The 14,651-nt window shown below is 71.3% G+C and carries 13 protein-coding genes; 9 read left to right on the top strand and 4 right to left on the bottom strand.

What is annotated here, in order from left to right; translation table 11 throughout:
* Positions 1–109 precede the first annotated feature (109 nt).
* On the bottom strand, positions 110–409 hold the full coding sequence (locus tag ACIGNX_RS01135; RefSeq protein WP_396534962.1) for a hypothetical protein: 300 nt from the start codon (positions 407–409) through the stop codon (positions 110–112).
* Between the two features lie 345 nt (positions 410–754).
* Here ACIGNX_RS01135 and ACIGNX_RS01130 point away from each other — a divergent pair, with 345 nt between their 5' ends.
* The 5 genes from ACIGNX_RS01130 to ACIGNX_RS01110 all read left to right on the top strand — a co-directional run bounded on the left by ACIGNX_RS01130 (position 755) and on the right by ACIGNX_RS01110 (position 5,237).
* Entirely contained in the window at positions 755–1,993 is a 1,239-nt protein-coding gene (locus ACIGNX_RS01130) for an adenosylhomocysteinase (RefSeq protein WP_396534960.1), read from the top strand.
* A gap of 15 nt (positions 1,994–2,008) precedes the next feature.
* Positions 2,009–2,674, top strand: a complete 666-nt coding sequence (locus ACIGNX_RS01125) for a cupin domain-containing protein (RefSeq protein ID WP_396534958.1) — start codon at positions 2,009–2,011, stop codon at positions 2,672–2,674.
* 297 nt (positions 2,675–2,971) lie between these two features.
* Positions 2,972–3,367: a GntR family transcriptional regulator gene (locus tag ACIGNX_RS01120; RefSeq protein ID WP_396534956.1), complete on the top strand. Its 396-nt coding sequence runs from the start codon at positions 2,972–2,974 to the stop codon at positions 3,365–3,367.
* Positions 3,364–4,263 carry an ABC transporter ATP-binding protein gene (locus ACIGNX_RS01115; protein WP_396534954.1) on the top strand — a complete coding sequence of 300 codons (900 nt, stop codon included), beginning with the start codon at positions 3,364–3,366 and terminating at the stop codon, positions 4,261–4,263. The genes ACIGNX_RS01120 and ACIGNX_RS01115 overlap by 4 nt, the downstream gene beginning before the upstream one ends.
* Positions 4,260–5,237 (top strand): ABC transporter permease subunit, encoded by a 978-nt coding sequence (locus tag ACIGNX_RS01110; RefSeq protein ID WP_396534952.1) that lies wholly within the window; start codon positions 4,260–4,262, stop codon positions 5,235–5,237. Before ACIGNX_RS01115 ends, ACIGNX_RS01110 begins: the two co-directional genes overlap by 4 nt.
* Before the next feature lie 134 nt (positions 5,238–5,371).
* On the opposite strand, the gene ACIGNX_RS01105 is transcribed toward ACIGNX_RS01110, so the two are convergent.
* The 3 genes from ACIGNX_RS01105 to ACIGNX_RS01095 all read right to left on the bottom strand — a co-directional run bounded on the left by ACIGNX_RS01105 (position 5,372) and on the right by ACIGNX_RS01095 (position 8,927).
* Positions 5,372–5,761: an HPF/RaiA family ribosome-associated protein gene (locus tag ACIGNX_RS01105; RefSeq protein ID WP_396534950.1), complete on the bottom strand. Its 390-nt coding sequence runs from the start codon at positions 5,759–5,761 to the stop codon at positions 5,372–5,374.
* A 216-nt stretch (positions 5,762–5,977) separates the two neighbouring features.
* Positions 5,978–7,042, bottom strand: a complete 1,065-nt coding sequence (locus ACIGNX_RS01100) for a hypothetical protein (RefSeq protein ID WP_396534948.1) — start codon at positions 7,040–7,042, stop codon at positions 5,978–5,980.
* 46 nt (positions 7,043–7,088) lie between these two features.
* Positions 7,089–8,927 carry a glycosyltransferase gene (locus tag ACIGNX_RS01095; RefSeq protein ID WP_396534946.1) on the bottom strand — a complete coding sequence of 613 codons (1,839 nt, stop codon included), beginning with the start codon at positions 8,925–8,927 and terminating at the stop codon, positions 7,089–7,091.
* A gap of 626 nt (positions 8,928–9,553) precedes the next feature.
* Between ACIGNX_RS01095 and ACIGNX_RS01090 the strand changes: the two genes are divergently transcribed.
* From ACIGNX_RS01090 to ACIGNX_RS01075, 4 genes are all read left to right on the top strand, one after another.
* Positions 9,554–10,006, top strand: coding sequence for a hypothetical protein (locus tag ACIGNX_RS01090; RefSeq protein WP_396534944.1), 453 nt, complete (start codon positions 9,554–9,556; stop codon positions 10,004–10,006).
* A gap of 871 nt (positions 10,007–10,877) precedes the next feature.
* Positions 10,878–12,695 carry a thiol-activated cytolysin family protein gene (locus tag ACIGNX_RS01085; protein ID WP_396534942.1) on the top strand — a complete coding sequence of 606 codons (1,818 nt, stop codon included), beginning with the start codon at positions 10,878–10,880 and terminating at the stop codon, positions 12,693–12,695.
* Positions 12,696–12,816: 121 nt separating this feature from the next.
* The gene (locus tag ACIGNX_RS01080) at positions 12,817–13,839 is read left to right on the top strand and encodes an endonuclease/exonuclease/phosphatase family protein (RefSeq protein WP_396534940.1); all 1,023 of its coding nucleotides are present in this window, start codon (positions 12,817–12,819) and stop codon (positions 13,837–13,839) included.
* A gap of 59 nt (positions 13,840–13,898) precedes the next feature.
* Positions 13,899–14,579 (top strand): hypothetical protein, encoded by a 681-nt coding sequence (locus tag ACIGNX_RS01075; protein WP_396534938.1) that lies wholly within the window; start codon positions 13,899–13,901, stop codon positions 14,577–14,579.
* Positions 14,580–14,651: the final 72 nt, after the last annotated feature.

Genomic DNA, 14,651 nt, shown 5'->3' with positions numbered 1-14,651 from the left:
GCGCCGAGAGCAGTGCGGTTGCGCGGCGCTCACCCACGGAGCACTCCTCGTTCGCGGCGCGGTGAGGGCCGGTGCCTGGTGCCCCCGAGTGCCGAGCGGGTGCGGTGGACTACAGGAAGCGGTAGGACTTGAACAGGAAGGTGATCGAACTGCCCGGCGGCACGGGGTTGGCGAGCACCGCGCAACTGGTGTCCGTGTAGAGGGTGACCGTGGTGTCGGTGGCGTTGTAGACGCTGGTGCCCACCGTGGACACGAGGTGGCAGTCGCCGATCGCGGGATCGCGGACCTCCTGGTTCCCGCCCACGAGGTCCACGTAGTAGAAGGTCCCGTGCGCTGTGCCGTCCTCGGCGACAGCGGGCAGTGCGGCGGTCGAGGCGGTGATCAGGACGAGCCCCAGGGTCGCCGCCACTCGTAGTGCGTTTCGCATGTCGTTTGCCTTCCAGGCTTGGTGCACCACACCTTCCCCTTCGCCCGCAATGACCACAAGGGGGTGAAACGATTTCGTCGAACCGCACCACGAGGCACTGATCCACGGCGCTCGCCGCCCCGCGCCCGCGACCGGTCGGGCGCAACATGATCGCAGTCCCGGCAAGGGTTCGAAGCGGAGGGAGACCACGGGTGGCTTTTCACGAATATCGCGGAACGGCCTTGCGGCACACGGGTGACGCAGTGGACCTGAACTTGCGTCGACGAGAACCGGGGCAGACGATCGAAGGTGGACACGAGGTCGACCTCAGGGGTAGTGGGGAGTCCGATGAGCAACGATTCCGACCGCACCGCGGAAGTGATCTCCTGGGTCGACCGCGACATGCCGGTGATGCGGGTGGTGCGCGAGCGCCTCGGCTCGACCGCGCCGCTCACGGGGCGTCGCCTGTCGGCCAACGTGCACCTGCTGCCCTCGACCGTCCCGCTGTTGCTGGCGCTGCGCGACGCCGGGGCCGACCTGGTGGTGTGCGGGTCGAACCCCATGTCGACCGACCCGGGTGTCGCGCGGTGGCTCGACGACCAAGGCATGACCGTGTTCGCACCCGGTGTGGACGACCTTGACGACGACCACGCGCGACTGCTGGCAGCACTGGACCACAACCCGCACTTCATCCTGGACGAGGCGGACGGCCTGCTGGGCCTCCTGCACGCCGAGCGGGAGGAACTGGTGCCGACCGTCCTCGGCGCGTCGGTGCACACCCTCACCGGCGTTCGCCGCCTGCACCGCTTCGCCGAGCAGGGACACCTGCGCTTCCCGGTGATCGGCATCGACGGCAGTCCGATCAAGCAGCTCTTCGACAACGAGATGGGCACGGCGCAGAGCACGCTCGACGCGATCAGCCGACTGGTCAACCCCCTCTACTGCGGGTCGTGCGCGGTGGTGGCCGGTTTCGGCGCGTGCGGCCGGGGAATAGCGAAGGCGTTGGCCCACCGGGGAGCCGACGTCATCGTCACCGAGGTCGACCCGGTTCGCGCGCTGTGGGCGGTGACATCGGGTTTCCGGGTCATGCCCGCGGACGAGGCCGCCGCCGTGGGAGAGCTGTTCATCACCGCGACCGGGAACGTCAACGTCTTCACCAGGTCGCACTTCGACCGGATGAAGGACGGGGCGACCCTCGTCAACGCCGGGCACGGGAACGTCGAGATCGACGTCGCGTCCTTGGCGGACACCGCGTCCGAGACCCGCACCGTCCTCCCGCTCGTGACCGAGTACCGCGACAGCGGCGGGCACCGCAAGTTCCTGCTGGCGGAGGGGTACCCGGTCAACACCGCCGCCTCACCCGGCCACCCCCAGGGGCTCATGGACATCAGCTTCGCCGCGCAGGCCCTGGGGATCGAGTACCTCGTCGAGAACGCCTCGCGCCTGTCCGCGACGGTCCACTCGCTGCCCGCCGAGGTGCAGCAGCGCATCGCCGGCGCCAAGCTGGCGGCGCTGGAGGTGTCCATCGACCGGCAGGACCTCGAACAACAGCAGTACGACGAGCGACTCAGCTTCGCCCCGCGTTGAACCCCGGAGAGCGCCATGCTGCACCTGATGCCGTACCCGTCCTGGCTCGCCTCCGGGACCGTCGACCACCCGGACGCGGTGGTCCTCGCCGACGACGCCGCCGTGCTCGACCACGCCAACGGCCGCCTGGCCGGTGACGAACGCCCCTTCGTGGTCGTGGAGCCGCACTTCGGTGTCGCCGCGAGGGTCCGCTTCCTGTGCCGGGACATCAGGGGTGTCGGAGTGGAGATCACCGCCCGACCACCGCTCGCCGGGAGCTTGGACCTGCTGCCCCACCCGGAAGGCGGTTGGGCCAAGGAGATCTGGGAGGCCGAGCACGGCTTCACCCCGCCCGGGTACCCCGGTCCGCGCGCCGCCGCCACCGCGTTGCAGTACGCCCTGGGCCCCGACGAGCGCTCCCGCTGGCACGTCGTGCGGCCGGACGAGTTGTGGTTGTGGCAGAGCGGAGCGCCCCTGCGCATGCTGCTCGGTGGTCGCGGGGAGGAACCGGCCGACCCCTCGGAACACGTCCTCGGCGACGACTTCGCCCAGGGGCAGCGGCCCTGCCTGCTGGTCCCGGGAGGCACCTGGCAGGCCGCCGAACCGGCCGCGCCCGCGGACGTGCTGATCACCTGCGTCGTGTCGCCCGGCTGGGACCCCCAGGACTACCGCATCCTCGAAGCGGACCGCGAACCCTCCTGAACGACCGGGTCAACGAGGGCCGGTCCACCCGGACCAGTCGGTCCACGCCCGCCCACAGCGGCCCGAACGGCGGGCCCGAACACCCGGAGCGCGGCCGGGGCCGGTCGCGGGCCGGGGGTGTCGGAGCGGTCCGGACAGCGGGGTGACCTCCCGGGCGGCCAAGGTGGACACCATGCCCCGGCCGGGGGTGCATCGCAGCACGACGGTCATGGTGCGGCCACGTGATGGACGTGTGGTCTTTGTCGAGTGCGCACTTACTGCTTTACTATGGAACTAGGAAAGCAGTAAGGAGTCATCGTGTTCGTCTTCCGGCTCGACGCCCACTCCGGCGTGCCGCCGTACCTGCAACTCGTCCAGCAGGTGCGCCAGGCGGTGCTGCTGGGCTTCCTCCAACCCGGCGACCGCCTCCCGCTCATCCGCGAGGTGGTCGAGGACCTGGCGATCAACCCGAACACCGTCGCCAAGGCGTACCGGCAGATGGAACAGGAGGACCTGGTCACCGGCCGACCCGGCCAGGGCACGTTCGTCAACGAGCAGCAGTCCACCGCGATGCCGGCGGCGACGTACACGTCGCTGCGCCGCGGCCTGGTCACCTGGTTGCGCCGCGCCTACGCGGCCGGCCTGGACGAGCAGGCGGTCGACGCGCTCTTCACCTCCGTGCACCAGCAGACGAGGAACGAGGGCGTGGCGTGACGGCGACCGGGTTCGCGCTGCGCACCGACGGCTTGGGCAAGCGGTACCGGAAGGGCTGGGCGCTGCGCGACTGCACGCTGGCCCTGCCGGCGGGCGGCGTGATCGCCCTGGTCGGGCCGAACGGCGCGGGCAAGACCACGCTGCTGCGCCTGGTCGTCGGCTTGCTGGCACCGAGCACCGGCACGGTGGAGGTCCTCGGCCACGACGTCACCGCCGGCACCCCGCGGACTTTGTCCCGGATCGGCTTCCTGGCCCAGGACCACCCGCTGTACAAGCGCTTCACCGTCGCCGAGATGCTCCGCTTTGGCCGGGCCTGCAACCTGCGGTTCGACCAGGGCCTGGCCGAGCGCCGGCTGGCGAAGCTGGGCATCCCCCTGGACCGCCGGGCCGGCGCGCTCTCCGGCGGCCAGCAGGCCCAGGTCGCCCTGGCCCTGGCCCTGGCCAAGCGGCCGGACCTGCTCGTCCTCGACGAGCCGGTGGCCAGCCTCGACCCGCTGGCCCGGCACGAGTTCCTCCAGGTCCTCATGGGCGCGGTGGCCGAAGGCGGGGTGACCGTCCTGTTCTCCTCCCACGTCGTGCACGAGCTGGAGCGCGTCTGCGACCACCTGGTCGTGCTCGACCACGGCCGGGTCGCGCTCTCCGGCGACATCGACACCCTCCTCGCCGAGCACCGGCTGCTCGTCGGCCCCCGCACGGCCACCGACCCCGACCGGGCCGGCGCCGTCGTGGAGGCCGTCCACAGCGACCGGCACACGACCCTGCTGGTGCGCGACGGCGCGCTCCCGACCGCGCCCGGGTGGCAGGCCCGGCCGGTCGCGCTGGAGGACCTGGTGCTGGCGTACCTGCGCCGGTCGTCCGAGCCGGGCACCGCGGCCACGTCGGAGGTGACGGCATGACGTGGTTGATCTGGCGCCAGCACCGGACCGAGGTCTGCGTCCTGGGCCTGCTCGTCGGCCTGTTCGGCATCGCCCTGCTCGTGCTCGGGGCGCAGGCCCACGACCTGTTCCCCGGCGGTGCCGCCCGGTGTGCGGGGATGGCCGGCGTCGACGAGGCCTGCACGGCCTCCTTCCGCCGGCTCGACGACGAGTACGGCGACGTCGAGAACCTCCTGGCGGCCTTCTACCTGCTCCCCGTCGTCATCGGCGCGTTCCTCGGCGCGCCGCTGCTCGCGCGCGAGCTGGAGGACGGCACCTGGCAGCTCGCCTGGACGCAGGCCGTGCCGCGGACGCGCTGGCTGGCGGCCAAGCTCGCGGCGCTGGCCGGCGTCACCGTCGCGCTCACCGGGGCGTTCACCGCGGTGCTGACGTGGTTCCGCCGGCCGTTCGACGTGTGGGAGGGGCGGTTCGAGTACGACGCCTTCGACCTGGAAGGGCTCGTCCCGGTGGCGTACGCGCTGTTCGCGTTCGGCGTCGCCACCGCCGCGGGTGCGATCCTGCGGCGCAGCCTGCCCGCGTTCGGCGTCGCGTTCGGGGCGTTCCTCGCCGCCCGGATGTCGGTGGCGCTGCTGGCCCGACCCGCGTACGCCACGCCGCTGACCACCGTGGAGCCGGTGCCCGTCGGCGGCTCGAAGGGCCAGGTCGGGCCCGGGTTCGTGCCGGGCTTCGCCGACTGGGTGATCGAGCGCGGTTACGCGGACGCCACCGGGCGCAGGCTGAGCTCGGCGGAGTATTACGAGCTGGAGGCCGCCGCCAACCAGGCCGGCACCAACCTCAACCAGTTCCTGCAGGCGCGGGGCGTGCAGCGGTTCGGGGTCTACCACCCGGCGGACCGGTTCTGGACGTTCCAGCTCATCGAGGCGACCCTGTTCGTCACCGTCGCGGCGGTCCTGATCGGTGTGGTGGTGTGGCGGGTGCGGCACCGCGTGGTCTAGCGGGAGGTGACCGGTTCGGCTCGGGCGGCGTGCCGGGTGCTCCGCACTCGTCCGGGCCGAGGCGGCCGAGGGTGCCACGGGGCCTCCGGTCGGGCAGAACCCGACCGGAGGCCCGCCGCGTCACGCAGCCCTGATCAGCCCCGGGGCTCGTCCTCGATCACGCCGACCAGCTCCGGGTCCTCCGGGGCGGGCATGTGGCGGATGCTGTCGCTGCCCTTGTGGTCGTGGGCGCGGCTGTACCGGGAGTCCAGCGCCCTCGCCAACTTCTGCGCCGCCCCGGCGTACGCGTCCTCCACGGTGCCCGCGTGGTGCGTGACCGCGACCGGCTGCTTGCCCCCCGGCCGCGCCTCGATGACGCACTTCTTGTCCTCCGGGCTGCCGCTCCCGTCCTCGCTGAGGTGCACCTCCACCCGGGTCAACCACCCGCCGAACCTGGCCAGGCCGCTCTCCAGGTCGGTGGTCACGAAGGTGGCCAGTCGTTCGCCACCGTGGACGTGGTGGTCGGTGTTGACCTGGATCTGCATGAGCACCCTCCGGAACGAGACGACAGTGGTCTGGCCAATACCACGGGGGCGGCCGGCCCAAACGCGGCGGCGCTCAGCGCGGGTGCGCCACACCGGTTCCTCGCCTCCAACCGCCGCGAGGCCAACACGTCCGCAGCGCCCTGCCCGATCGCCGCGAGATGCCTGAGCTCGGCACCGGACCGCCGATCCGCGGTGATCGTGCGCCGGACGCCCCGATCAGCGCCACACGACGACGACACCACCCGTGAGGGTGGTCCAGTCGCGCAGCACCGGGTCGTCCCACGCCAGCGTCCACTCGATCCCCAGCTTCAACGCCGCCGCGGCGGCCAGCAGCACCAGCACCCGGCGCCCCGGCCGCAGCGGCACGCTCATCACGCCCACCAGGGCCAGCAGCACCGCCGCCTCGACGTGCGAGTAGCGCAACCCCAGCCACAGCACCGCGACCAGCCCCACCACCGGCAGCAGGTACCCCGTCAGCGCCAGGGGACGGCGAGCCGCGAGCATGACCCCGCACAGCACGTAGATCGGCGCGGTGGCCACGTCACCGCCCACCGCGCGCAGCGTCGCCACCAGGCGGGGCAGGGCGTCGTCCCAGCCCGGCGGGGAGTTGCCCTGCCACGGGCTCACCACGTGCCCGGTGAAGCGCCACTGGAGGAACACCCAACCCAGGGCGGCGGCCACACCGGGGAACAGGATCACCGCCGCCGTGGCGCGGGTGGCGGCCGGCACGCCGCCGTAGCGGTACCAGGCCATCAGCGGAGCCGCCCCGGCCAGCGCACCGGCGTACACCAGCGCGACGGGGTCGCACAGGGTGGCCGACCCCAGCGCCAACCCGGCCTGGAAGCCGCCGTGCGTCTCCCCCGAGAACGCGAACCGGGTGAACCCCTCGATCGCGACCGCCAGCAGCGCCAACCCGGTGAACGCCGCGAAGTCGCCGGTCTGCAGGAGCAGGAAACCCGGCGCGACGGCGACCGCGAGCACCAGCGGCACCAGCACCACGACGTGCACCCGGCGCTGCACGAGCCGTTCCACCACCAGGTGCAGCAGCATGCCCGCCGCCACGGCACCCGCCACACCCAGCGCGACCGCTCCACCCGGCAGCAGCGCCGCCACCGCCACCGGCAGCGGCGGGTAGGTCCGGTCCAGGAACCCCAGGTCCGTCGCACCCCAGCGGACGGCCGCGGCCCGCTGCTCCAGCACGGCGTTCTGCGCGGGCGCGAACCCGCGCCGCCCCAGCTCCCAGGACAGCGCGGCGTACGGCAGCGCCAACGCGAGCCGCACCGCCCACCGGCGACCCGTCGTGCCGGGCCAGGGCCGCGGACGGGCCTCAGGCGGGCGCGGGCGACGCGCCGGCCTCGACACGGCTGAGACCATGCTCCGTCTTCTCCCAGTAGTGCGGCTTGGTCACGAGCTGGCCCACCGCCTTGTACGCCGCGATCGAGTGCAGCAGCCAGTACAGGGGGTTGAGCAGCGCCCACGGCACCAGCCGGTACCGCTGCCGCCGGAACGCACCCATCATCGACACCCAGACCATCAGCGCGTTGCCCACCAACAGGTTCGCCAGGCTCGTCCACAGCACCCAGCCGGGGAACAGCGGCGCCAGCACCGCCGGGTCGACCACGACCGACAGCACCAGCAGCGCGTACAACGGCGGCACGCACAGGAACGACAACGGGGTGCCGCCGATCAGCAGCGCGAACCCCGCCGCCTGCTTCCAACCGGTGGTGCGGACCAGCCGCACCGGGTGCCGCAGGTGCACCAACAACGTCTGGATGTACCCCTTGATCCACCGCGACCGCTGCCGCACCCAGTTCCCGGCGGCCCGGTTGGCCTCCTCGAACGTGGTGGAGTCGATGATCCCGACCCTCATGCCGCGCGCCGCCGCGCGGATGCCCAGGTCGGCGTCCTCGGTGACGTTGAACGGGTCCCACGCGCCCAACCGCCGCAGCGCGTCCACCCGGAAGTGGTTGGACGTGCCGCCCAGCGGGATCGGCAGGCTCCGCCAGTCCAACCCGGCCAGCATGTAGTCGAACCAGAACGAGTACTCCAGGGTGAACATCCTGGTCAGGACGTTCTCCTCGGCGTTCCAGTAGTTCAGCGCCGCCTGCACGCACACCGTCTTCGGCCCGGACGCGCGGAACGCCGCGACCGCCTTGCGCAGCTGGTCGGGATCGGGCTTGTCCTCGGCGTCGTAGATGACGACGAACTCGCCGCGCGCCAGCTGCAGGCCCACGTTGCACGCCTTCGGCTTGGTCCGGGGCTGACCGTCCGGCACGACGACGATCGACACGTACGGCGGCGGCCGCGACGCCACGGCCGCCTGCAACGTCGACGAGTCGTCCGCCTCCAGCAGCAGCAGGACCTCCAACTTCGAGGCCGGGTAGTCCAGCACCCCCAGGTTCTCCACGAGCCGGCCGATCACGTTCTCCTCGCGGTAGCAGGGCACGAGCACCGTGTAGAGGGGCAGCTCGTCGTCGCGCAGGTCGACCGCCCGCACCGGCGGCAGCCACTCGCGCCGCGCACCCGCCATGCAGACCGCGAACTTGAACGCCACCGACACCGAGAACCCGAACGCCACCACCAACGACAACCCCGCCACCACACCACCCGGCCACACCAGCGCCAGCGCCGCGAGCACCACCAGCACCACCACCGCGAGCACCTTCTGCGGCGCGGTCAGGACCTCGCGCGCCGACGCCTCCTCGTCCCGCTCCCACAACCCCTCGGTGGCGACGTGCAGCAACTCGTCCCGCATCCGCTCCCGCACCGCGCGGGTGACGTCCCGGTCGGTGGCCACCGCGAACGCCACCGGCGCCCCGACCGCCTCGGCGACCTCGGCGCGCAACCGCCCGTCCGCCACCGACGACACGGCGACCAGGACCGTCCCGTCGGCCTCGCGGCGCACCGGGAACCACCCCCCGGCGACCATCCGGGTCACGTCCTGCGCCCGGCACAGCGCGTCGTCGACGTCCTCGGCCGCCAAGTCGAGGAACGGCAGGCCGGAAGCCTCGGCCAGCGCCCGGAACACCGCCTCCCGCTCCACCCGGCCGGACGCGACCAGCACGTCCACCAGCGACACACCGGTCTCCCGCGCCTCCCGCTCGGCCTCGGCCAACTGGTGCTGCCCGACCAACCCGCGCCGCACGAGCACGTCACCCACCGTCATCGGCCGCACCTCCCCCAGGCCGGGTGCCCACCGGGGCCACGGGGAACCGGAAGGCCGTGTTCATCCCACGATCAGGTGACGTTTGATGATCGGGCCCGGGAGGTGCACGTCATCGTCGACCTCCGGCCTAGGTTTCTTTCGATCTGCACTGAAGTAATAGTGTCGGTGTACCTCGCGGAGCCGCGGCGCGACAACGGCCGCGGCCACGTCACAACTTCACCCGAACCGGCTGACCACCGAAAACCCCTCTCCCGCACTCGGCCGCCGATCAACCCACTCGATGCGGGTTCCGGTGAGCGGGACCGCCCACGACAGCTTCATCTCCTACGGTCACGAGGGTGACAGCCCGGTCGCCAAGGCGTTGCAACGCGGCCTGCACCGGCCGGGTCGGCGCCGGTACCGGGCGTCGGCACCGCGGGTGTTCCGCGACGACCCCACCCTCGCCGCCGCGCCTGCCCTGTGGACGGCGATCGAGCGGGCGCTGCGCGGCTCGCGGACGTTCGTGCCGCTCGCGGCGCCGGAGGCGGCGAAGTCGACGTGGGTGGAGAAGGAAGTCGCGTTGTGGCGACGAGAGCACTTCCGCGACGACTTCTTCCTCGTCCCCACCGCGGGCGGGCCGGCCTGGGATGAGAGGACCGGCGACTTCGACCGGGAGAGGACCACCGCGCTGCCTGATCACCGTCGCACGACCGGGGGTACGCCTCTACCTGAAGGCCGCCGACATCGGGGGCGCGATCGCGTTCACCTCGGACAACCGCACGGTCGTCCGGGCCGAGTGCACGCTCGACGGAGTGCTCGGCTGGGAGGTCGCCGACGGCGTGCGGGGCGGCGCGACGTGGAGCAGGGGGCCCGCACCCGACCCGCTCACCTGCCAGACCGAACCACGCCCCTCCTTGTTGGAGGCCACGTCCGCCCACGGCGTGCTCGCGGGCAACGCCGAGAAGGGGATCGCGTTGTGGCAGGTGGACCCGGGCGCCGCGGTGAACGTGCCGTGCCCGGTCGGCGGTCGGCTCGACGGCCCGCAGGAGGACCGCTACCCGCGTGACTTCGCCGGCGTGGTGCCCGAGCCCTGCGGCTGACCGCACCGCGGAGGTCCGGCGGTCGCCCCAACGCCGCCCTCGCCGACGCCCCGGTCCACTCGGGTGGGGAGGAGTCGCCGAGGGGGCTCGGCGGACGCGCGATCCGGTTGTCCGCCAACCGTTCGGCGAACCGGGTGGTCGTGCAAGTGGTGGATCGGTTGCCCGTCGCGCACGGCCGCGAGCCGGAAGGCGGGGGTGCCGGAGTCCCGGTTCACTCGATCGGACGGGCCGCACCGCCGTCGTCGGATCGGGTCGGGTCTCGGCACGGACAACGCGGACACACCTCACTCATGGGGGTGACAGCACAAGAGCCGGCGACTGGGGACGCCCGGGCGGGGTAGCCGGTTCCGACGGGCACACCGGAGACGTCGATCGAGGACCGGGACCAGGATGACCACGCACGTACCCGAGACGACAGCCGCGAACAGCGGGAGGCCGTCGTGAACTCTTGAGGAGGCGGCCCTCGCGGTCCGGAGTGGACCCGGGGCACCGGGCGGTGGACCGGCTCCGGCTGCCGGAGACCACCCCGCCTGCCGCCGCGGACCGCCGTCGCCGCGACCGGGTACGACCGCGCACGGGCAGCGGCCGCCGTGACGAGGTTCCGAGCCTCCCGGCCGGGGTCGCGCCACCCGACCTCGACAGCGGCGAAGCGCAGCGGGGAGGACTCCCTCGAACGGGACCGGTGCCCCTCCACCGGCCAACCACACCACGATCGCATGCCGCAGCCGTCGTGCCGGGTTCGACGGCGATGTGCCGCGAGCCGCGACACCCACTGCCCGTCCGGTCACCCGGGTCGCGGCGCACCGATCGCCGGTCCGGGCGGCAGGCCGGCGGTTCGACAACGACACCAGCCGAAGCAGAGGAGACTCGCATGTCCGCGGAAATCACCCAGCTCTTCGTCGACTGCTCACCCGGGCGCTCGGTCGCGCTGGGTCCGCTCGACGGGCAGGTGCTGGTCCAGGGCCGGCACGTGACCGGAGCGGACCGGTACCTGTTGCTGGCCCTCGACGGCAGCCCGGGTGGGCAGGTGCTGGCCGAAGCGGATCAACCATCGTTCGCGGCCCCTGACACCGCGCTCGCACGAGCGGGAACCGCTGCGGAGCCCGGCGAACTGGTGTGGGCGGCCTTCGGGGGGGAGAAGCAGCTCGAGGGCGTGCCGGTCACCGTGGAGGACGACGACCCCGACCAGAAGGTCGACATCGAGGAAAAGCTGGCCGCCATGGTCAACTGGTACGACCTGTGCCCCCCGAAGGAGGACAGTCAGCACATCTCGGACCCCGTGACCAGGGCGGTGAAGAAGGGCAGCAAGTGGTGGTTGCACACCACACGGGAGGGGGACGTCACACGCACGCCGAGCAAGGTCTTCACCTTCGCCCGCCGCAGTTCCGTGCTGTGGCCGTCCGGGTTGGTCCAGGGAAGCGGTGTCGCCGAGGACGGCCGCCTCGACCCCCTTCCCATCACGGATCGCGACGGCACGAACGTGTGGATCGACGCCATCTCCGGCAAAAAGGCCAACGAATGGGTCGACAAGCCCAGCGCGGGCGCGGTGCACGAGGCCATCCGGTCGATGACGCAGGGGGTGAAGCTCGGTTCGGCGGGTACCGTCCTGTTCGAGCAACGGGAGATGCACTCGGCGCACGAAGCGCTCCTGCACATGGGCATCTCGGCGCACTACCTGGGCGTCGAGGCACGGGCGACCCTCGACGTGGAGCACCAGGCCGAACAACACACCGTGCTGGCCTTCTTCATGCAGAACGCCTTCACGGTCGGTTTCGACCTCCCCAAGCGCCCCGATGAGTGGTTCACCGACGACTTCACCAACAGCGACTACGACCAGCTCGAAGAATCAGGGCAGATCGGCGAGCGGAACCCGCCGCTGTACGTGCAGAACGTGGACTACGGCCGGATGTTGCTGTTCAGCTGCTCCTCCTCGCAGAGCACCACGGAGATCAGAGCTGCCCTCCAGGCTTCCTACGAACGCGGCATCGGGGGTGTCAAGGGCGACATCGACGCCAAGTACAAGCAGCTCCTGCAGAACGCGGAGCTCAAGATCCTGGCGATCGGCGGGAAGATCACGGACGTCAGCGCCCTCATCCGCAGCGGGAAGGTCATGGACTACTTCAGCGACCAGGACATCAAGCTGGACGACTTCGCCCCCATGGCCTTCAAGTTGCGCACGTTGTGGGGCAACACCCTCGCCGAGGTCGGCGAAACCGGCAAGTTCAAGGAGTCCTCCTTCAAACCGTGCACGTTCAAGTTCCAGCTCGACGGCCTGTACGTCTGGGGAGAGGACAAGGACGGCAAGCCCGCCAAGATCACCGGTCTCGACAGCGAGTACGGCTCGGCCTTCAAGAAGCCACCCATCGCCAAGGGCGACACCACCTACGCGGACGGCGGCGACGACTACAAGCGCACCTTCTCCGAGGGCCTGGTGCGCAAAACCCTGGAGTACGGGAACTACCCGGCCCAGTGGACCAAGCAACCGATCACCCAGGTGGCGTGGTACGAGCCCACCCAGGTGATCTACACGTGTTGGAACAACTGGGTTCCACCGGTCGACCGCATGGTCGGGAAGCGGGTCGTGGACGCCCCTTCGGACTGGCTCAAGTACGGCGACAACCTCTGGCTCCGCTGGCAGTACCAGTGGACCATGATCGAGCCGCCGGTCGAAGTGTGGCCCGACGTCTGAGGGACGGCTGCGCGCTCCCGCACCGACCGACCGCGGGGGCAGACCGGGACGTCCGGGTGTTGCCCGGTCGCGTCGAACCGCGATCAGGTCGTGAACACGAGGCAGCGAACGGAGGTCGGTGGTGGTCGGGAATCAACGCGAGCCGCGGCACGACGGGCTCCCGCGCCGGACGCTCAAGGTCATGCAGTTCAACATCTGGCTCGGCGGCAGCCAGGTCCCGGGTGGCCGGGCGGGCATCGCGGACACCGTCGCCGCCGTCGAGCCGGACGTGGTCATGCTCAGCGAGTCGAACCGGCAACGGGTGGCCGACCTCCGGGCCGATCTCGCCGAGCGCGAGCTGACCTACTTCGGTGCCGAGGACTCGACCGACCCGGCGGTGATCTCGCGACACCCGATCTTCGAGCACGAATCGCTCCCGTCCTGGACGAAGGCGGTCATCTCGGTCGACGACGGCATCGAGGTCGCGGCCTACTCCGGGCACCTGGAGTACCGCTACTACGTCACCTACCTGCCGCGCGGCTACGGCGGCGGCACGCCGCCACCGCTGGAGACCTCCAAGTACGGTTGGAACGAGATCCCGACCGGTCCCATCACCGACGCGGGCCTGATCGAGCGGCTCAACGCGGCCTCGGGACGCACGGAGGTCACCAAGGCCATGCTCGCGGACGCCGGGAGGGAGCGGTCCAAGGGACGGTTGACGCTGTTGGCCGGCGACTTCAACGAGCCCTCCCACCAAGACTGGGACCACCGGACCCGGGACCTCTTCGACCACAACGGCACCGTGGTCGCGTGGTCGACGACCAAGGCGATCGAGGACGCCGGTTTCCGCGACAGCTACCGCGAGATCAACCCCGACCCGGTGCTCACGCCGGGCTTCACCTGGCCGAGCGACAACCCGGGTGCCGACGTCGGCAAGCTCACCTGGGCGCCGAAGGCCGACGAGCGGGACCGGATCGACTTCGTCTTCTACCACCCCGACGATCGCCTCCGGCTCTTCGACAGCGTCCTCGTCGGACCGTCCCGCAGCATCGTCCGCAGCAAGCGCGTCGAGGAGTCGGGCAAGGACAGGTTCCTGCGTCCCACCTGGACCTGGCCGACCGACCACAAGGTCGTCCTCAGCACCTTCGTGGTCACAACGGGCTGAGCACCCGGCACCCACCCCTGAACGGGGCTTCGATCGACCAACGACGAGGAGATGTCGACATGACCACCCCCGTAGTCCGACGTACGGCGGGCCTGCGGATGCCGAACGCGGTCACCGCCGTGTTCGCCGCGGTCCTGACCGTCGCCGCGCTGTCCGCGCCCGCCGCCCAGGCCCAGGTCCAGGCCGCCGGGTTGATCGCGGAGGCCCGGCGCACCGATGCCCCACCGGCTTCCGCCGCCACCGCCCTGGCGTTCTGGAAGAACGGTCCCCGGACCCCGTATGCCGCGTTGCCGTTGCTGGCGGGCTACCCGTCCCCGCCGAACCGCCCCTTCTCCGAAGCATGGCCCAGGGCGACGCGGACACAGGAGCTGAACAAGTACTGGTTCACCGGACCGAACCCCGCCACCGGCGGGACCACCACGACCGAGCGCAGGTGGATCGGGTCCCGGGGGAGCTTCAACGGGTTCAGCGACAGCCAGCGGTGCAAGCCGATGCAGCGCTTCACCAAGTACCAGAAACAGGTCCGCAAGCTGTACGAGTACGACGTGGAGGCGTCTCCGGCGTTCACGGGCAACTGGCAGTCCGGTTCCCGCGACGTCGAGAACTGGCTGACCTCCGAACGCCACCGCGGGCTCCACCGCATCGTCATGGACATCAGCGCAGGTGTGCAACAAAAGTCGGTCTACTACACCAACGACCACTACTGCACCTACTGGCTGATCGACGGCTCGGGCGCGTGACACCTCGCGACGTGACGACCTGCTGGTGCGGCCCGGTCAGGCGCGGCCCCGGCTCTCGTCCACACCACACCG

This window comes from Actinosynnema sp. NPDC053489, assembly GCF_044544865.1.
Classification (GTDB): Bacteria; Actinomycetota; Actinomycetes; order Mycobacteriales; family Pseudonocardiaceae; genus Actinosynnema.
Note: the sequence above shows the minus strand (reverse complement) of the source record. Positions and strands in the feature narration are given on the sequence as shown.

What these genes read in the sequence shown, in the direction of transcription:
- ACIGNX_RS01130 (WP_396534960.1), top strand. Translation starts at nt 755, where the DNA reads ATGAGCAACGATTCCGACCGCACCGCGGAAGTGATCTCCTGGGTCGAC.
- ACIGNX_RS01125 (WP_396534958.1), top strand. Translation starts at nt 2,009, where the DNA reads ATGCTGCACCTGATGCCGTACCCGTCCTGGCTCGCCTCCGGGACCGTC.
- ACIGNX_RS01110 (WP_396534952.1), top strand. Translation starts at nt 4,260, where the DNA reads ATGACGTGGTTGATCTGGCGCCAGCACCGGACCGAGGTCTGCGTCCTG.
- ACIGNX_RS01105 (WP_396534950.1), bottom strand. Translation starts at nt 5,761, where the DNA reads ATGCAGATCCAGGTCAACACCGACCACCACGTCCACGGTGGCGAACGA.
- ACIGNX_RS01095 (WP_396534946.1), bottom strand. Translation starts at nt 8,927, where the DNA reads ATGACGGTGGGTGACGTGCTCGTGCGGCGCGGGTTGGTCGGGCAGCAC.
- ACIGNX_RS01090 (WP_396534944.1), top strand. Translation starts at nt 9,554, where the DNA reads ATGAGAGGACCGGCGACTTCGACCGGGAGAGGACCACCGCGCTGCCTG.
- ACIGNX_RS01085 (WP_396534942.1), top strand. Translation starts at nt 10,878, where the DNA reads ATGTCCGCGGAAATCACCCAGCTCTTCGTCGACTGCTCACCCGGGCGC.
- ACIGNX_RS01075 (WP_396534938.1), top strand. Translation starts at nt 13,899, where the DNA reads ATGACCACCCCCGTAGTCCGACGTACGGCGGGCCTGCGGATGCCGAAC.